This is a genomic window from Acinetobacter sp. CIP 102637 (assembly GCF_000368425.1).
Classification (GTDB): domain Bacteria; phylum Pseudomonadota; class Gammaproteobacteria; order Pseudomonadales; family Moraxellaceae; genus Acinetobacter; species Acinetobacter parvus.
Map to the genome: position 1 here is coordinate 1275307 of NZ_KB849435.1, position 17970 is coordinate 1293276.

At 43.1% G+C, this 17970-nt stretch carries 17 protein-coding genes; 9 read left to right on the forward strand and 8 right to left on the reverse strand.

Features of this window, described 5'->3' with window-relative positions; all coding sequences use genetic code 11:
* Positions 1–17: 17 nt before the first annotated feature.
* From lepB to F967_RS09175, 4 genes are all read right to left on the reverse strand, one after another.
* Positions 18–881, reverse strand: a complete 864-nt coding sequence (gene lepB / locus F967_RS09160) for a signal peptidase I (RefSeq protein ID WP_004799480.1) — start codon at positions 879–881, stop codon at positions 18–20.
* A gap of 21 nt (positions 882–902) precedes the next feature.
* Positions 903–2720 carry a translation elongation factor 4 gene (gene lepA, locus F967_RS09165; protein WP_004682650.1) on the reverse strand — a complete coding sequence of 606 codons (1818 nt, stop codon included), beginning with the start codon at positions 2718–2720 and terminating at the stop codon, positions 903–905.
* Between the two features lie 157 nt (positions 2721–2877).
* Positions 2878–3336: an acyl-CoA thioesterase gene (locus F967_RS09170; protein ID WP_004777265.1), complete on the reverse strand. Its 459-nt coding sequence runs from the start codon at positions 3334–3336 to the stop codon at positions 2878–2880.
* A gap of 111 nt (positions 3337–3447) precedes the next feature.
* Positions 3448–4824, reverse strand: a complete 1377-nt coding sequence (locus F967_RS09175) for a Do family serine endopeptidase (protein ID WP_004761589.1) — start codon at positions 4822–4824, stop codon at positions 3448–3450.
* 373 nt (positions 4825–5197) lie between these two features.
* Here F967_RS09175 and nadB point away from each other — a divergent pair, with 373 nt between their 5' ends.
* Positions 5198–6835 (forward strand): L-aspartate oxidase, encoded by a 1638-nt coding sequence (gene nadB / locus F967_RS09180; RefSeq protein ID WP_171063100.1) that lies wholly within the window; start codon positions 5198–5200, stop codon positions 6833–6835.
* Between the two features lie 27 nt (positions 6836–6862).
* Here the strand turns inward: nadB and tmk are convergent, their stop codons facing one another.
* From tmk to pabC, 3 genes are read right to left on the reverse strand one after another with little or no spacing between them, the layout of a single operon-like run.
* Positions 6863–7471, reverse strand: coding sequence for a dTMP kinase (tmk, locus tag F967_RS09185; protein ID WP_004799486.1), 609 nt, complete (start codon positions 7469–7471; stop codon positions 6863–6865).
* Positions 7471–8547, reverse strand: coding sequence for an endolytic transglycosylase MltG (gene mltG / locus F967_RS09190; RefSeq protein ID WP_004799489.1), 1077 nt, complete (start codon positions 8545–8547; stop codon positions 7471–7473). The genes tmk and mltG overlap by 1 nt, the downstream gene beginning before the upstream one ends.
* 1 nt (position 8548) lies before the next feature.
* On the reverse strand, positions 8549–9361 hold the full coding sequence (gene pabC, locus F967_RS09195; protein WP_004777269.1) for an aminodeoxychorismate lyase: 813 nt from the start codon (positions 9359–9361) through the stop codon (positions 8549–8551).
* Positions 9362–9612: 251 nt separating this feature from the next.
* Between pabC and F967_RS09200 the strand changes: the two genes are divergently transcribed.
* The 6 genes from F967_RS09200 (at position 9613) to F967_RS09225 (ending at position 15165) form a co-directional block, all read left to right on the forward strand.
* On the forward strand, positions 9613–10620 hold the full coding sequence (locus F967_RS09200) for a sulfate ABC transporter substrate-binding protein (RefSeq protein WP_004799491.1): 1008 nt from the start codon (positions 9613–9615) through the stop codon (positions 10618–10620).
* A 62-nt stretch (positions 10621–10682) separates the two neighbouring features.
* Complete coding sequence (locus F967_RS09205; protein ID WP_004799493.1) at positions 10683–11285, forward strand: RBBP9/YdeN family alpha/beta hydrolase; 603 nt, start codon at positions 10683–10685, stop codon at positions 11283–11285.
* 84 nt (positions 11286–11369) lie between these two features.
* Positions 11370–12203, forward strand: a complete 834-nt coding sequence (gene cysT, locus F967_RS09210; protein WP_004676888.1) for a sulfate ABC transporter permease subunit CysT — start codon at positions 11370–11372, stop codon at positions 12201–12203.
* Positions 12200–13084: a sulfate ABC transporter permease subunit CysW gene (cysW, locus tag F967_RS09215; RefSeq protein ID WP_004676886.1), complete on the forward strand. Its 885-nt coding sequence runs from the start codon at positions 12200–12202 to the stop codon at positions 13082–13084. The genes cysT and cysW overlap by 4 nt, the downstream gene beginning before the upstream one ends.
* 11 nt (positions 13085–13095) lie before the next feature.
* Entirely contained in the window at positions 13096–14166 is a 1071-nt protein-coding gene (locus F967_RS09220) for a sulfate/molybdate ABC transporter ATP-binding protein (protein ID WP_004761598.1), read from the forward strand.
* Between the two features lie 75 nt (positions 14167–14241).
* Positions 14242–15165 carry a CysB family HTH-type transcriptional regulator gene (locus F967_RS09225; RefSeq protein WP_004799495.1) on the forward strand — a complete coding sequence of 308 codons (924 nt, stop codon included), beginning with the start codon at positions 14242–14244 and terminating at the stop codon, positions 15163–15165.
* 88 nt (positions 15166–15253) lie between these two features.
* Here F967_RS09225 and carO read toward each other — a convergent pair whose 3' ends face one another.
* The gene (gene carO, locus F967_RS09230; protein WP_004799497.1) at positions 15254–16003 is read right to left on the reverse strand and encodes an ornithine uptake porin CarO; all 750 of its coding nucleotides are present in this window, start codon (positions 16001–16003) and stop codon (positions 15254–15256) included.
* A 290-nt stretch (positions 16004–16293) separates the two neighbouring features.
* Here carO and dapD point away from each other — a divergent pair, with 290 nt between their 5' ends.
* Entirely contained in the window at positions 16294–17115 is an 822-nt protein-coding gene (gene dapD / locus F967_RS09235) for a 2,3,4,5-tetrahydropyridine-2,6-dicarboxylate N-succinyltransferase (protein WP_004799499.1), read from the forward strand.
* Positions 17116–17201: 86 nt separating this feature from the next.
* Positions 17202–17912, forward strand: coding sequence for a 7-carboxy-7-deazaguanine synthase QueE (queE, locus tag F967_RS09240; protein WP_004799500.1), 711 nt, complete (start codon positions 17202–17204; stop codon positions 17910–17912).
* Positions 17913–17970: the final 58 nt, after the last annotated feature.

The window sequence follows — 17970 nt, forward strand, 5'->3', positions numbered from 1 at the left end:
CCTATACGTTTTATTTATTAGTCAATCTTACCATTTCGGCTAAAACTTGGAAGATTGAAACCAGGTTCTTTATGCATCCATACATAAAAAGCACGGCCTGTTAAATTGGCTTCTGGGACAAAACCCCAAAAACGGCTATCAGCGCTTTGGTCACGGTTATCCCCCATTACAAAATACTGGCCTTGTGGTACAGTCACTTCCCAATCCCGTCCATTACTTTTAATAAATACATCATTAGCTTTTGCCACAAATGGCACTAATGCTTCAGCGCCCTTTAACTGAGCAAACTGAAACTGTTCAGCCAAAGGATTACGCCCATCCAGATAACGAATTAGATGCTGATGCTCACCTAAAGTCTCTTTAAAGTAATATACGGTTGGCGTTTCAAGCTGGTCCTTTTCACGTTTAACCTCAGTAGCAACTTTTGCAATTTGCTGACCATTAATGATTAGCTGCCCATCTTTAAACTGAATGTGGTCACCTGGTAAACCCACCACACGCTTGATATAGCTAATGGTTGGTTGTGGTGGATAACGGAACACGATGACTTCACCGCGCTTTGGTTCACCAACATTAATTACTTTGCTATTTATAATCGGCAAACGTACACCGTAATCAAACTTATTCACCAAAATAAAGTCACCTGTTTCCAGGGTAGGCACCATAGAGTCAGATGGGATATTAAACGGCTCATAGAGGAAAGAACGTAGCACCAACACCACAGCCAATACTGGCCAGAAATCATACGCCCATGTGATCACAAAGTTTTCCTGATCACGTCCCTTATTTGCACGTTGTTTCAGTACAAACTTGTCAAGCAACCACACAATAAAAAATATCAGTGTGACTGGAACGAGAATCAAATTAAAATCAAAATCCATGAGCGATTCCTAAGTCTTTTTCTATCGATCAACTTTTAATACAGCCAAGAACGCTTCCTGTGGAATTTCGACACTTCCCACCTGTTTCATGCGTTTCTTACCTTCTTTTTGTTTCGAAAGCAGTTTCTTCTTACGAGACACGTCACCACCATAACATTTTGCCAAAACGTTCTTACGCATGGCTTTAACGGTAGAACGTGCAATGATTTGCGCACCAATAGCTGCCTGAATCGCCACATCATACATTTGGCGGGGAATCAGGTCTTTCATCTTCTCAACAAGTGCGATACCACGATGGCGGGCATCCTGACGGTGACAAATCATCGCCAAGGCATCCACCTTTTCGCTATTAATTAACACGTCAACCTTAACCAGAGATGAACTCTCAAAACGGACAAAGTTATAATCCAGTGAAGCAAAGCCACGAGAACATGATTTCAACTTGTCAAAGAAATCCATAACCACCTCAGCCATTGGAATTTCAAAGGTGATGGATACCTGATTACCCAAGAATTTCATATCTTTTTGCACACCACGACGCTCAATACACAAGGTCATGACATTGCCCAGATATTCCTGTGGCACAAGAATATGACATTCTGCAATCGGCTCACGTAAGTCTTCAACTGTCGAACCATCTGGCATTTTCGATGGGCTATCGATATAAATAATGTCGCCTTTCTTGGTCAATGCTTCATAAATTACAGTTGGCGCAGAACTAATCAGGTCAAGATCATATTCACGTTCCAAACGTTCCTGCACAATTTCCATATGCAGCATCCCCAAGAAGCCGCAACGGAAACCAAAACCTAAAGCATCAGAGCTTTCTGGTTCAAAGAATAAAGCTGAATCATTAATCTGGAGTTTTTGCAGAGCCTCACGGAATGGCTCGAAATCACTGGCATCAATTGGGAAAAGCCCAGCATACACCTGTGGCTTCACTTTCTTAAAGCCTGGAAGTATTGCAACATCGGGAGTAGATGAAAGCGTGATGGTATCGCCGACTGGTGCACCAAAAATATCCTTGATACCCGCAATGACAAAACCAACCTCACCTGCCTCAAGCAAATCAGTTTCAGTATGTTTTGGATTAAACACACCTACCGATGTCACAGGATGCGTTTGTCCAGTTGATTTCACCAGCATTTTGTCGCCCTTACGGATACGACCCTGTTTAATGCGGACCAGCGAGACAACACCCAAATAGTTATCAAACCATGAGTCAATGATCAACGCCTGCAACGGCGCATCACGGTCGCCTTCTGGTGCTGGAATCACATCAACCAGACGCTCTAAAACACCCTCAACCCCTAAACCTGTTTTTGCAGAACAGGTTGGCGCATCTGTTGCCTCAATCCCGATAATTTCTTCAATCTCATGGATGACACGCTCAGGTTCAGCCTGAGGCAGGTCAATCTTGTTCAGGATGGGCAATACTTCCAAGCCTTGCTCAATTGCGGTATAACAGTTTGCAACAGATTGAGCCTCAACTCCCTGTGCCGCATCCACGACTAGCAACGCACCTTCACATGCAGCCAAGGAACGTGACACTTCATAAGAAAAGTCAACGTGCCCTGGCGTATCAATAAAGTTGAGTTGATATTCCTGACCATTCGGATGCGTATAGTACAACGTGACCGACGCAGCCTTAATGGTAATCCCACGTTCACGCTCAAGCTCCATGGAGTCTAGCACCTGAGCCTGCATCTCACGATCCTGTAAGCCGCCACACATTTGAATGAAACGGTCAGCCAGTGTTGACTTACCGTGGTCAATGTGAGCAATAATCGAGAAATTTCGTATATTTTTGATATCTACGGATTTTTTAGCTTGCGCCATGGGTTACCTTGAGAAAATAGAACGCCTGATACTTTAAAAAAGCAATAGGCCAAAGCGGTTTAACAAAATTGTTGCCGATTATAACAGAACAGCTTTTCAAAGTATCCAAAATAATGAGTTTCATTTAAAGGCTTCATGGTTCACGCAACACCTTCATTCATTCCATAGCAGCATAGGAAATTGAAAAATCCATCGGATTCAAATCAGCTGGAATGGGTTGGTAGGCATGGGTAAAACTTGGTGACATGCGTTTTGGACGACCTGTGGCAATTTCAATACAGGCCCATTTAGTGTTACCAACAAACAGGATACTTTGATCCTTGGGACGGTAAAATGCATACTGGCGAAAAGAATATAATGCATTAATATCATTAAGCCACGTCCTTAAGATGACTTCCTCCCCCTCAAATGCAGCCTTACGATATTGCACATGGTGTTCAACCGCGACCATCGCATGCTTGAGTTCTAGATATTGTGCCAGCCCCAAACCCAATGCTTCGATATGCGCCTCAGCAACATCTTGCATCCACTGGATATACATCACATTGTTGACATGCCCAAGTACATCAATATGTGCTGGCTGAACCTGTATTTTTAAATCAAAAATGGTACTCATTGGTCTGATATTTCATTCGTCAAAGTTTCGTTGCGTACACTAGTCTAAACCCATCGTCATTACAAAATAAAAACCACTCCAATGAGGAGTGGTCTTAAAAATCAAGATGAATTACTGAAGACGCAAACCAACAATTGCACGTTGCCCCTGACGGATAATCACAATACGGGCCACACTATTTTTTGGCAATGCTGCAATTGCCTTAGCAAATGCCTGACTATTGGCAACAGGTGTGCTGTTGACTTGTACAATCACATCCCCCGCAACCAGATTCGACAATGAAGCCAAACCACCACGTTTAACCTCACGGACCAAAGCACCACCATTAACATTTAAACGGCTTTGTTCAGCTTCCGTCAGGTCACGGATATTCATACCCAAGCCATTGGTTGGATTATTTTTATCCTCAGCCGCAGGTGTATCATCTGGCGCCACACTTAAAGTCGCAGAAATTGTACGGATCTTGTCATCTCTCAGAACTTCCAGTTGGATGGTCTGGTTTGGTGCAATACGGTTTAAGCGATAAATCAGATCGCTGGTACGACTAATGCTATTGCCATCCAGTTTTAAAATGACATCACCTGGTTTTAGGCCTGCTTTTTCAGCAGGAGATTTTGGCGAAACCTGATTAATCAATGATCCTTCTGGTTTTGGCAGTTTATAGGCATCGGCCAAGTTGCGGTCAATATCCTGCAACATCACCCCCAAATAAGAACGCGTTACCTTGCCATTAGTTTTCAGCTGCTGCACAACATCCATCGCCACATCAATTGGGATAGAGAAAGACAAGCCCATATAACCACCCGTACCACTAAAGATACGCGAGTTTACACCCACTACCTCACCACGCTGATTAAACAATGGGCCACCAGAGTTGCCTGGGTTTAAGGCTGCATCGGTCTGAATAAATGGAACTGACGTTTCACCACTCATATTACGTGACTTTGCGCTGACGATGCCTGCCGATGCTGAGTAATCAAAGCCAAAAGGAGAACCTATCGCCAACACAGGTTCACCCACTTTTAGCTGATTTGAATCACCAATTTTCAGTTCAGGGAAACTCGCGCCATTCACTTTTAGCAAGGCAATATCAGTACGCTCATCACTTCCAACTAAGGTTGCATCAAGCTCACGGCGGTCATTTAAGGTAATGGTAATACGTGATGCATCGTCAATGACATGACGGTTAGTTAACAGATAGCCATCCTTACTGATAAAGAACGCACTGCCGTAAGCGGTTTTTTCCTGTGGCCCCTGCTGTTGGGGAATAATCACCTGATTACCAAAAAAACGGCGTAGAATTTCGGGAACCTGTTGCTGCAACAACTCTTCCTGAGTCATTTTCTTCACAACATTCACACTCACCACAGCAGGGCTAACCTGCTCAACGAGACTTGAAAAATCTACTGGCGATGCAGCATTGACTTGAGCAGCTGCCACCGTAAATACCGCAGCATACATTCCTTGTTGTAAATAGCGACTTTTCATGAAGCAAGAACCTACATACTGATGATCAAATAAAATTCAGGATTATGTTTTTATCACAACCCTAGCATTCTTTTCGTAAAAATATGTTTATATTTTCAAGGTATACAACGAAATAGAATGGCAGAATGTGTATAAATTGTGGAGTTCCACCTCAATCTTCACTCTCAGCCATGTTTTACCATGGGAAGCCTTAAAAAAAGATTAAAACAGTGTTCCAAATCGTAATTGACCTATATTTATATAGATCTGCTAAATTATGGCAAGCAATTAAAATAAACTTATTCGCTAAAATTTCATTCAATTCTAGGCAGATTGGCACTTGCCTTTTTCATTAAAAAGCGTTGTCATTAGCGAACGTTTGAAAATGAAGCAGATCGTCATGCCTGATTTAGAAACAATTCACCATTTTGATGTGATTATTGTAGGCAGTGGTGGTGCGGGCCTAAGCCTCGCACTCTCTTTACCGAGTCATTACAACATTGCAATTTTGGCAAAGGCGGCGCTCACGGAAGCCAGTACCTTTTATGCTCAGGGCGGTGTTGCTGCGGTACTGGACGAGACTGATTCCATTCAACAACACATTAGTGACACGATGATTGCAGGCGCACATTTATGTGAAATGGATGCCGTCAAACATACCGTTGAGGGTGGCAAACCCTCTGTTGACTTCCTGCTGAAACAAGGTGTGCAGTTCACACTGGATGATGACGAGCAATTACACCTTACCCGTGAAGGGGGTCACTCACAACGCCGTATCATCCATTCAGCGGATGCAACAGGCAAAGCAATTTCAACCACATTGGTTGAACGCGCCAAAGAACGCGACAACATCACCATTTTTGAAAATTACATTGCAATTGACCTGATCACCTTGCATAAACTTGGCCACCAGAACCAGCCTAACCGTGCAATTGGCTTATATGCCCTGGATGAAAGTGCTGAACAGGTTCATACGTTTCTGGCCCCTTTCACCGCTTTGGCTTGTGGCGGTGCAATGAAAGCCTATCTATATACCTCAAACCCTGACATCGCAACGGGTGATGGTATTGCAATGGCCTATCGTGCGGGTTGCCGTGTTGCCAATATGGAATTCAACCAGTTCCACCCAACCTGCTTATACCATCCCAAAGCACGTTCGTTCCTGATTACTGAAGCAATGCGTGGTGAAGGGGCTTATCTGCGTTTACCTGATGGTGAACGTTTTATGCTGCGTTTTGATGAACGTGCCGAACTTGCACCCCGTGATATTGTGGCCCGTGCCATTGACTACGAGATCAAGCGTTTGGGTATCCGCCATGTATGGCTGGACATTACCCATAAATCACCAGAATTTATTACCGAACACTTCCCTACACTCTATGCACGCCTGCTAGAGCTTGGTATTGACATTACCAAGGACATGATTCCTGTTGTACCTGCTGCCCACTATACCTGTGGTGGTGTGATGGTAGATTCTAGCAGCCAGACCGATTTGACAGGTTTGTATGCCATTGGTGAAACCTCCTACACAGGTCTACACGGTGCAAACCGTATGGCGAGCAACTCCTTACTGGAGTGCTTTGTGTATGGCATGAGCGCGGCTGAAGATATTGAGCAGAAGTTTGATGAGGGCTTTAAATTCCCTGAGGTTCCTGCGTGGGATGAATCACAGGTCACCGATGCGGATGAAGATGTGGTGATTTTGCAAAACTGGGATGAATTGCGTTCAACCATGTGGAACTATGTGGGAATTGTACGTACCACCAAACGTTTACAACGTGCCCTGCACCGTATTGAAATGTTAAAACGTGAAATCACGGAGTATTATCAGGACTATCGTGTCAGCAAGAACCTGATCGAATTGCGTAATCTAGTGCTTGTTTCTGAGATGATTGTTCGCTGTGCCATGCAACGCAAGGAATCGCGTGGCCTGCATTACACGCTGGATTATCCTGAACTCTCCAGTGAAATTCGTAAAACTGTTCTGACACCACCAAATTTTGCAGTGGAACAGCCATTGGTTAATGAGTAATTATATTTATTCGATGTAAAACAGCTTCTAAGCAAGCTGTTTTACATAATTTAGGGCGTCTTCAAACACAAGCTCAGCATTCCGTGTGGCATCCAGTCGCTTAATCCGTTCAGGTTCAGCCTGCCACAAGCTTTCATATCCTGTCCGCACCTTGGTAAAGAAGCTCAGCTTTTCCTGCTCAAAACGATCCAGTGCCCCGCGCGCTCTGGCACGGGTCATACCCAGTTCAATCGGCGCATCCAGCCAGAAAGTAATATTCGGCATATGCGAAATAAACGTTTGGTTAAGTAGTTGCAACTTTTCCTGACTTAAACCACGCCCAGCGCATTGATAGGCAAAACTGGCATCAGTAAAACGGTCACTTAACACAATCTTGCCAGCCTCCAAAGCTGGAACAATCACCTGCTGTAAATGTTGCGCCCGTGCCGCATAGATCAGTAGCAACTCAGTATCATGGCTCATTTGTTCTTCATGATTCACCGCCAACAGCAACGAACGAATCTGTTCCGCCAATGGCGTTCCACCTGGTTCGCGGGTGAGCTGCACCTGTTTACCCTGCTGTTCAAAGTACTGGTGAATTTTGCGAATCAGCGTGGTTTTGCCCACACCTTCCGTTCCTTCAAAACTAATAAACATCATTCACCCTGATTTTTCTTTGAACGTAACACAGTTAAATATTCCTGTACCGCACGGTTATGCTCTTCCAACGATGCTGTAAATTTATGTCCACCATTGCCTGTGGCAACAAAATAAAGATTTTTTGAGTCATCTGGATGCATGGCAGCCTCAATTGCTTTTTTACTTGGCAAAGCAATTGGCGTTGGTGGCAATCCGTTAATGGTATAGGTGTTATACGCTGTTGGGGTACGTAAGTCATTACGGGTGATATTCCCTTTATATTGATCACCCATGCCATAAATCACGGTTGGGTCTGTTTGCAAACGCATTCCAATTTTTAAACGACGCACAAACACACCTGAAACCTGTTGCAACTCACTGTCCAGACTGGTTTCTTTCTCAATAATCGAAGCCATGATCAATGCTTCATACTTATCTTTGTAAGGGAGATTCGCCGCTTTATTTATCCATGCCTCATCCAGTGACTTCATTTGACGGCGGTATAAATCGGTCAGGATTTTCTTGTCCGTTTCACCTTTGGCAAAGAAATAGGTATCAGGCGCAAACAAACCTTCTGGATGTGAATATGGAATGTCCAGCTCCTTAAGAAATTGATCCTGTGGCAAATCCAGAATGGTTTTGCTGACATTTGGGTCTTTTTTAAGATTCTGAACCAGTTGCTTAAACGTTGTTCCCTCAATCACCAGAATACGGTTCATCTGTGCATTTTCAGCATTCGACAACATATCCAGCACCTGACGAACACTCATGCCATGAGTGACTTCATACACACCCGCTTTCATACTGTCATGAATCATGAACTTCTGGTACAGCTTTAATATTATCGGAAAATTCACCTTATTTTCTTTTGCAAGACGGTCAATAAATCTGGAATAGGTATCGCCCGAAGAAATGACCAAAAGCTGTTTCTTGCCTTCAACAGGATAATTCTTAAACAGGCTTGTCCCCACAATGCTCAAAAGGATGACAAGTAAAACAATGATCGCGCCCAAAAATGCTTTCACTGGAAATCTGGATTTCGGCTTGGCTTTCGGTTTTTTATTGCTTTTGCTTGAATTTGGCGACTTTGGCATATTAATCAATCTGGTTCAGTTTTAAAGTTTTAAATAAATCAAGACAAGGTTGTTGCTCTAAAGCTCGATCATGAAATCGAACAACCGCTTTCATCGGATGCAAGGCATTACAGAAAAATAGGCTTTGAATCTGCCCAAGCTCATCTATTCCAATATAGCGTTGCTCACATTCAATCTGTGATTGCTGCATTCGCGACAGGATAGTTGCCCGCATGACACCGTGGACGCCATTATAACGAAGTTCTGGCGTAATCCACCGTCCATTTATACGAATAAAACAATTACTGCTCACGCCTTCAACAATATAACCCTGTACATCACTGACCAATGCCTCAAGCCAACCCTGCTGGTCTGCTTCCTGTTTCAATAACACCTGTTCCAAACGGTTCAGGGTTTTTAAGCCCACCAGATTCGGCATGGTCAGGCCCAAAGCACGATTTAGCATGCCACTGGCAATCCATTCAGGCTGGAAAGCCTGCAATGTGGCTGGATAATACCAGAGGTAAATATCGGCGGGATGCAAAGGCAAGCTATAGCCACGGTTTCCCTCTCCACGACTAATCACGATCTTTAAGGTGCCGTTTAAGCTTGAATGCTGTTGTTGCAACTGCTCGATTGATTTTTCAATTTGAGATAAATCCACATCTAGACTCAGGTTCTGGCAAGCTAGTTTTAAACGTGCAAAGTGCAATTCTTTTAGTTCAAAATTTTCCTGAAAAATACGTGCTGTGGTAAAGCAGCCATCTCCATAGTGAAATGCCCGATCAAGTAAAGGAATAGAATCAATGAATTGTCCATTTTTATAGCATTGCATGATTCAAACACCTTTCAATCCAAATAGTCCACATGATTAACAATAAATAACTCTTTGATTTTAAATAATTATACCAACTTAAGCAGTGAAATAAAAATTTATTATTTATCAATAATTCAGCATAGCTTATCTATTTTATGCAATTGCATTTTTTTCATATCAAATTCGTTTTTAATTATTTTTTTTGCAATAAAACTGGCGTTATGCTGCATCCATATTTCAAACATTCATTTAGTTTCAAGGGGTTTTTCATGCGTTTATCTCAGTTAAAAGTTGGTGTCATTGCCGCATTACTCTCAGTGTCTTCTTTTGCAGCACAAGAGTTTTTAAATGCCTCTTATGACCCAACCCGCGAGCTTTATACCGATTTCAACAAGCAGTTTGGTGCTTTCTGGAAACAGCGTACAGGTCAGGACATTGACTTCAAACAATCCCATGGTGGTTCAGGCAAACAAGCCCGTGCCGTGATTGATGGTTTAAATGCTGATGTGGTGACACTTGCCCTTGCAGCGGATATTGATGAAATTGCTGAAAATGCAAAATTGCTTCCAGCAGACTGGCAGAAGAAACTGCCAAATAACTCAACACCTTATACCTCAACCATCGTTTTCCTTGTGCGTAAAGACAACCCTAAACAGATTAAAGATTGGGGCGACCTGGTTAAACCAGGTGTAGAAATCATTACCCCGAACCCTAAAACTTCAGGTGGTGCGCGCTGGAACTATTTGGCAGCATGGGCTTGGGCAAAACACCAGAAAGGTGGTAATGATGCCAAGGCACAGGAATTCGTACGCCAGATTTATAAACAAACCAAGGTGCTTGATTCAGGTGCCCGTGGTTCAACCACGACCTTTGCTGAACGTGGCATCGGTGATGTGTTGCTGGCTTGGGAAAATGAAGCGTTCCTTGCTGTACGTGAGCAACCAGGCAAGTTTGAAATTGTAACTCCATCACTTTCAATTCTTGCTGAGCCACCTGTGGCCGTGGTTGAGAAAAATGCCGAGAAGAAAGGCAACCTGCAAATTGCCCGTGGTTACCTGAACTATCTCTATTCACCAGCAGGTCAGGAAATTGCAGCGCGTAACTTCTACCGTCCGCGTAATGCAGGCACATTGAAGAAATACAGCAATGTATTTAAGCCGCTCAAACTTATCACCATTGATAAAGAGTTTGGTGGCTGGACCAAGGTACAAAAAACCCACTTTGACAACGGCGGTATTTTTGACCAGATCGTTAAGACCAATAGTACAGGCAAATAATAAAGTCTCCTTGCGCTGTAGTTGATAACAGCGCAAGGGGGAAGTTAAGAAGGAGAATAGACATGGTTCATACAGTCATTGTTCCTGGTGTTGGTGGCAGTGAAGCACAACATTGGCAGTCGTGGTTACAACAGCAAATCGTGTCTAGTTCTCGTGTGCAGCAAAAACACTGGGACCGACCAGTATTAAATGAATGGGTTGCCCAGTTTGTCAAAACAGTTGCAGCAATTAAATCGCCTGTGCAAATCGTTGCACACAGTTTTGGTTGCCTGACCAGTGTTGCGGCTCTTGCTGAACATCCTGAACTCAGGGCAAAAGTGAAAAACCTGATTCTGGTGGCACCTGCCAACCCTGCCCGTTTTGGTGAAAGTGGCTTTGCCCGTCATAGTCTGACGGACTACAAGCAATATTTTCATCAGCTCAGCATTGATGTGCCGACCACATTATTGATTAGTGAAAATGATCCATGGCTGGGTTATGTCGATGCGTTACAGCTTGCACAGGCATGGAAACTCACTCCGATTAATCTGGGTCAGGTTGGTCATATCAATGTGGCATCTGGGTTTGGTCCTTTTCCTGAAATCCTCAATTACATGCTGCCCGAAAAAAAGATGCAGCCTGTAAACCGAATGAGTCAGGCAAATTTTAACCTGAAATTTGCCTAAGCTCAGCTCTTCATACCTTTAGTTTTCGCGTTATTTATTTGCTTACTGGTCTTTAGCAAGCATCTCTCATCTTGAGGAAATATCATGTCGCAGCGTTCCCGAGTGCTGCCTGGGTTTGGTCTCTCTTTAGGCTTTACCCTCGCTTACGTGTCTTTCATTGTGCTTATTCCTTTATCTGCTGTGTTTATCAAATCTTTTGGGATTGGATGGGACGGATTATGGGAAATCTTAACTTCTGAACGAATTTTAAAGTCTCTACAACTAAGCTTTAGTGCTGCCCTGATTGCCGCCACAGTCAATGTGATTTTTGGCTTATTACTGGCATGGTGCTTGGTACGTTATAGCTTTCCAGGCAAAAGAATTGTCGATGCGCTGGTTGATCTTCCTTTTGCGTTACCCACTGCGGTTGCAGGTATTGCCCTCACCTCACTGTATGCAAAAAATGGCTGGATTGGACAATATCTTGAACCTTTAGGTATTCATGTGGCCTATACCCCGCTGGGTATTACCCTTGCCCTGATCTTTATTGGCCTGCCTTTTGTGGTGCGTACCGTACAACCTGTACTCAGCGACATTGAAACGGAGCTTGAAGAAGCGGCTTCTGCACTGGGCGCAAATCGCTGGCAAACCATTAGTAAGGTGATTCTGCCAATTTTATTCCCTGCATTACTGACAGGTTTTGCGCTGGCATTTGCCCGTGGTGTTGGTGAATATGGTTCAGTTATTTTCATCGCAGGGAATATGCCATATAAGACCGAGATTGCACCATTGATGATTATTTCCCGTCTGGAAGAATATGATTATGCAGGTGCAACCACCATTGCCGTGGTGATGCTGGTTCTCTCCTTTGCCATCCTATTTTTAATTAACTTATTACAGGCATGGGCAAGCCGCCGTACAGGGAGAGTTGCACAATGAGCTTAAATAACAATAGCAATGCCTTGGCACTCAAGTTACAGGCCCGCGATGCAACCCGTGAACCGACCTGGGTACGTTATACGCTGATCACCGTGGCAATGATTTTCTTTCTGAGCTGCCTGATTTTGCCGCTGATTCTGGTGTTTGTAGAAGCGTTTAAACAAGGGATTGAAGTGTATATCCATGCCCTGACCGATTCAGATACCCTGTCTGCGGTGAAGCTGACTTTATTAACCGCTGCAATTGCCGTTCCAATCAATGTGGTATTCGGGGTTGCCGCAGCATGGGCCGTGGCTAAGTTTCAGTTCCGTGGCAAAGCCATCTTGACCACCATTATTGATATGCCGTTTTCAGTTTCCCCTGTCATTGCAGGTTTAATGCTGGTGCTGATTTTTGGTACACAAGGCTGGATTGGTGGCTGGTTAATGGATCATGACATCAAGATTCTATATGCCGTTCCTGCGATTGTATTGGCGACCATTTTTATTACCGTTCCTTTTGTTGCCCGCGAGTTAATCCCACTGATGGAAGCGCAAGGCACAGAGGAAGAAGAAGCTGCGATTGTTTTGGGTGCTTCAGGCTGGCAAACCTTTTGGAAAGTGACCCTGCCAAATATTAAATGGGGTCTGATTTACGGTGTGATTCTATGTAATGCCCGTGCAATGGGTGAGTTTGGTGCGGTATCGGTGGTGTCAGGACATATTCGTGGTCAAACCAATACCTTACCGTTACACGTTGAGATTCTTTATAACGAATATACCTTTAGTGCTGCATTTGCTGTGTCTTCATTACTGGCATTTTTAGCGATTATTACCCTGATTTTGAAAACATGGTTAGAAATCCGTCAAGACCAAGCCAACGAACATCAGCCAAATACATAAGGAATGAACACATGAGTATTCAAGTTAAAAATATTGAAAAACACTTTGGTGCATTCCATGCGCTAAAAAACATCTCCCTAGACTTTCCTGAGGGTGAACTGGTTGCATTGCTGGGTCCATCTGGCTGCGGTAAAACCACACTGTTACGCATCATCGCAGGACTTGAATCTGCGGATGGCGGTCAGGTCTTGCTTGAGGGTGAAGATGCCACCAACATCCATGTGCGTGAGCGTCAGGTCGGTTTTGTGTTCCAGCATTATGCTCTGTTCCGCCACATGACTGTGTTTGATAATATCGCTTTTGGTTTACGCGTGCGCCCACGTGCCACCCGTCCAACAGAAGCTGAAATTAAAAAACGTGTGACTCGTTTATTGGACTTGGTGCAATTGGGCTTTTTAGCTGACCGTTACCCTGCCCAACTTTCGGGTGGTCAACGTCAACGTATTGCGCTAGCTCGTGCTTTGGCAGTTGAACCCCGTGTCTTATTACTGGATGAACCGTTTGGCGCACTAGATGCCAAAGTACGTAAAGAACTTCGTCGTTGGTTACGTACCCTGCATGATGAACTACATATCACTTCCATCTTTGTGACCCATGATCAGGAAGAGGCGCTGGAAGTTGCCGATCAAATCATTGTGATGAACAAAGGTGATGTTGAGCAAATCGGTTCACCACGTGAAGTGTATGAAAAGCCAGCCACACCATTCGTGTTTGATTTTCTTGGTCAGGCAAACCGCTTTGAGGGTGAGCATACAGGCGGTATCATTCGCCTCGGTGATGACCGTATTCAGTTACCGACTGCTATTGATGCACCGCAAGGCAAAGTGATCGCCTTTGCACGACCAAATGAACTACATATTCATGCACAACCACAGCCAAATACCATTGAGGCAACGTTTCTACGTGAAGTCTGGATTGCAGGCAGGGTCATTGCTGAATTACAAGATCGCAGTGGACGTACCATTGAGATTTTATTAAGTGTAGAAGAAGCGAATTTACATCAATTCAAGCCAAATCAAACCGTTTGGATTAGTGCGGCTCAACTTCATTTATTTGCAGACCAAACAACGCAAGTGGCTTAAAATAATATATGGAGGAACACTAAACTTCCCTACTGAACTTTAGTTGTTCCCCACCTTTTATGTGGAAAAATATTTATGAACTTTCAACAACTCAGAATTATTCGGGAAACTGTTCGTCAAAACTTTAATTTAACCGAAGCGTCTGCGGCACTTTATACCTCCCAGTCAGGTGTCAGTAAACACATTAAAGATCTTGAAGATGAACTCGGCGTACAACTGTTTGTGCGTAAAGGCAAGCGTTTACTGGGGCTGACTGAACCAGGCCAATCATTATTGAGTATTGTTGAACGGATGCTGGTCGATGCAGACAATATCAAGCGTCTTGCCGATGACTTTAACAAGGTAGATGAAGGAACACTGACGATTGCCACCACCCATACTCAGGCACGTTATATACTTCCACCGATTGTGAATCAGTTCAAGAAATTATTCCCAAAGGTTCACTTGGTCTTACAACAGGCCAGTCCAGTAGAAATTGCAGAAATGCTACTTCAGGGCGAGGCGGATATTGGCATCGCAACGGAATCATTAACCACAGAGGAAAATCTTGCAAGCGTGCCTTATTATGAATGGCATCACAGCATCATTACACCTAAAGATCACCCATTGGCCAAATTGGACAAAATTAGCCTTGAGGTCTTGGCGGAATATCCGTTAATTACCTATCATGGTGGTTTTACAGGCCGTTCCAAGATTGACAAAGCTTTTGAAGATGCGCAACTGCATGCTGACATTGTGATGTCTGCACTTGATGCCGATGTCATCAAGACCTATGTTGAACTGAATATGGGCGTAGGTATTGTCAATGATGTCGCCTATGATGCTGAGCGGGATTACCGTCTGCAACAGATCAAAACCGATATTTTTGGTGTCAATACCACATGGATTGCTGTACGCAAAGGACATTTGCTTCGTGGTTATGGCTATGAATTTATTTCTTTATGTTCTCCAAAAACAAACATCAAAGAACTTAAAAAAGTGGCTTATCCCGAAGAGTAATCATAGAAACTCATCTTTGAATCTTTTCTTCTAAAAATTTAGAGCATAAAAAAACGGGCATAAAGCCCGTTTTTTTTGAATGTGTGGATTAGAACTTAAAGCTCACACCCACTTTAGCCACTGGCATCCACTCATACTTACTTTTGTTAGCAATTTTGTCTTGCTCATCCGCTACTGCTTGATCAATTGGTTTAGCTCCAGTAACACCCTCTAAGTTATAAGAAGCAAGTTTCACATCTGGATTACCAGTATAGTAAGCACCAACTTCACCAAACAAACCTACGTTCTTATAAACTGGCGCATTCAATCCGAAGCCTAAGTAAGGAGCAATATCATTTTTATATGACATTTTACCATTTACACCGCCTTCTTGGTTAGCATCTACAACCTGATAGTCGTTATTATTAATGCTTAATGTACGACCCGCCGAAGTACGCTTTTGTAAGTCATAGTCATTGTCAATATAAGCAACACCTGCAGCTACATAAAGAGCACGAGCAAATGCATTCTCATTTGCACCCCATGGATAAATCTCAGCATTTAAGTAAGTGTTATTATTATCCATATCCATATCATACTTAGTGCCATCGATTTTTAAATCATCAGACCAAGAAATATCACCGCCGTTATAACCTAAAGTTACACCAACGTATGGATTGACACGGTAAGAAATCGCACCACCATAACCAGTCGTACCAACTTCAGCACGAACTGAAACTGGAGCTAAGTAAGAAGGTAATCCATAAGCTGATTCTTTAACAATTTGCTCATCTGCAAAAGCAGTACCTGCAATTGCTGTTAATACACCAGCCGCTAACATAACGCGTAAAGTTTTCATCGAAGTCTCCTCAAAAAAACACTTTTACTTAAATATAATTGTTACCGTGGTTTTATATTAAAATAATCATTCATATCTTTTTATACAGAAACTGATTACTTTTTGTTATTTTTTGATACAAATTCAAAATAATTGTATATTTCAAAATAATGGATAAAAAACAATTAAATCCGAATTTATTACAATTTTATTGCTTAATTTTATAACACTTTATTGTAACGACTTTTTTCAAAGCTTCTTGGTTCAATTTAGTGTAAAATCTTCAAAATTTTTTTGGATGAAGGAAGATCATGTCTCAGCTTTCTACGATCATTGAGCAAGCATTTGAAGACCGTGCCAACTATAGCGCAGCGGACTGCCCTACAGAAATTCGTCAAGCCGTTGAAGAAGCATTAACTGGTTTAGACAACGGTACACTTCGTGTGGCTGAAAAGATTGATGGTGAGTGGGTTGTTCACCAGTGGTTAAAAAAAGCCGTTTTACTTTCATTCAAACTGAATGACAACCAGCCAATCGAAGCATGTGACCTACAGTTCTATGACAAGGTGGCAACCAAATACTCAGGTTGGACTGAAGAGCAGTTTAAAGCAGCTGGCGTGCGTGTTGTACCACCTGCGGTTGCTCGTCGTGGTAGCTTCCAAGCTAAAAATGTGATCTTGATGCCATCTTATGTCAACATCGGTGCATATGTTGATGAAGGCACAATGGTGGATACTTGGGCAACTGTTGGTTCATGTGCGCAAATTGGTAAAAATGTACATTTATCTGGTGGTGTAGGTATTGGCGGTGTATTAGAGCCATTACAAGCAAACCCAACGATCATTGAAGACAACTGCTTCATCGGCGCGCGTTCTGAAATTGTAGAAGGCGTGATTGTTGGTGAAGGTTCTGTAATTTCAATGGGCGTTTTCATTGGTCAATCTACCAAGATTTATGACCGTGAAACTGGCGAGATCCATTATGGTCGAGTACCAGCAGGTTCTGTGGTTGTTGCGGGCAGTCTGCCATCTAAATGTGGTAGCTACAGCCTTTATGCCGCGATTATCGTGAAAAAAGTGGATGCAAAAACACGTGCAAAAACCAGCTTGAATGACTTGTTACGCGCTGACTAAGCAACTCTAACCCCGTTATTTTTCGTCTCTACAATCAGTCATGGTTGTAGGGATTTTGTTCTTTTATATGGTGTGGTTCTGAATCTATGGCTTCCTTACGTTCTTCTGCAATTCCTGTCTCCGATCCTGCGGCTGGTTTACGCATTACCGAGATTTTTTATTCCTTGCAAGGCGAAGCGAACACTTTTGGTTTACCTACCGTTTTTATTCGCCTGACAGGTTGCCCATTACGTTGCAGTTATTGTGATACCACCTATTCATTTGAGGGCGGTGAACGTCTGTCACTTGAACACATCATTGAAACAGCAAGCCAACATAAAACCCCTTATATCTGTGTCACAGGTGGTGAGCCACTAGCACAACCGAATTGCTTAATACTATTACAGCGCCTGTGTGACCTGGGTTTTCAGGTGTCGCTTGAAACCAGTGGTGCGTTAGATGTTTCAAAGGTAGAGCCACGTGTTTCCAAAGTGCTGGATTTAAAGACACCGACATCAAAAGAAGACCATCGTAATCTACTAACCAATCTTGACTATTTAACCCAGCACGACCAAATTAAGTTTGTGATTTGTAATCGTGAGGATTATGAATGGTCAAAGCAACAGTTGATCAATTTTCAATTGCAGGATAAGGTCAGTACCGTTTGGTTCTCCCCTGCCTTTGCCGTTGAAAAAGGTGCTGCTGTCCTGCCTGCTTTTGCGCGTGACCTGGCACAGTGGATTTTAGATGACCATCTCCCTGTTCGCTTCCAATTACAGTTACATAAGCTGTTATGGAATGATGAATCTGGTCGCTAAAGAGTTCAAAATCAGTTCATTTTCGAACTTGCTTTCATTAAATATATTTAGGTTGAAT

Coding starts and splice junctions, on each gene's coding strand:
- F967_RS09205 (WP_004799493.1), top strand. CDS start 10,683: ATGGTTCATACAGTCATTGTTCCTGGTGTTGGTGGCAGTGAAGCACAA.
- F967_RS09175 (WP_004761589.1), bottom strand. CDS start 4,824: ATGAAAAGTCGCTATTTACAACAAGGAATGTATGCTGCGGTATTTACG.
- lepB (WP_004799480.1), bottom strand. CDS start 881: ATGGATTTTGATTTTAATTTGATTCTCGTTCCAGTCACACTGATATTT.
- dapD (WP_004799499.1), top strand. CDS start 16,294: ATGTCTCAGCTTTCTACGATCATTGAGCAAGCATTTGAAGACCGTGCC.
- carO (WP_004799497.1), bottom strand. CDS start 16,003: ATGAAAACTTTACGCGTTATGTTAGCGGCTGGTGTATTAACAGCAATT.
- F967_RS09220 (WP_004761598.1), top strand. CDS start 13,096: ATGAGTATTCAAGTTAAAAATATTGAAAAACACTTTGGTGCATTCCAT.
- F967_RS09200 (WP_004799491.1), top strand. CDS start 9,613: ATGCGTTTATCTCAGTTAAAAGTTGGTGTCATTGCCGCATTACTCTCA.
- tmk (WP_004799486.1), bottom strand. CDS start 7,471: ATGTTTATTAGTTTTGAAGGAACGGAAGGTGTGGGCAAAACCACGCTG.
- lepA (WP_004682650.1), bottom strand. CDS start 2,720: ATGGCGCAAGCTAAAAAATCCGTAGATATCAAAAATATACGAAATTTC.
- cysT (WP_004676888.1), top strand. CDS start 11,370: ATGTCGCAGCGTTCCCGAGTGCTGCCTGGGTTTGGTCTCTCTTTAGGC.
- queE (WP_004799500.1), top strand. CDS start 17,202: ATGGCTTCCTTACGTTCTTCTGCAATTCCTGTCTCCGATCCTGCGGCT.
- F967_RS09225 (WP_004799495.1), top strand. CDS start 14,242: ATGAACTTTCAACAACTCAGAATTATTCGGGAAACTGTTCGTCAAAAC.
- F967_RS09170 (WP_004777265.1), bottom strand. CDS start 3,336: ATGAGTACCATTTTTGATTTAAAAATACAGGTTCAGCCAGCACATATT.
- cysW (WP_004676886.1), top strand. CDS start 12,200: ATGAGCTTAAATAACAATAGCAATGCCTTGGCACTCAAGTTACAGGCC.
- mltG (WP_004799489.1), bottom strand. CDS start 8,547: ATGCCAAAGTCGCCAAATTCAAGCAAAAGCAATAAAAAACCGAAAGCC.
- pabC (WP_004777269.1), bottom strand. CDS start 9,361: ATGCAATGCTATAAAAATGGACAATTCATTGATTCTATTCCTTTACTT.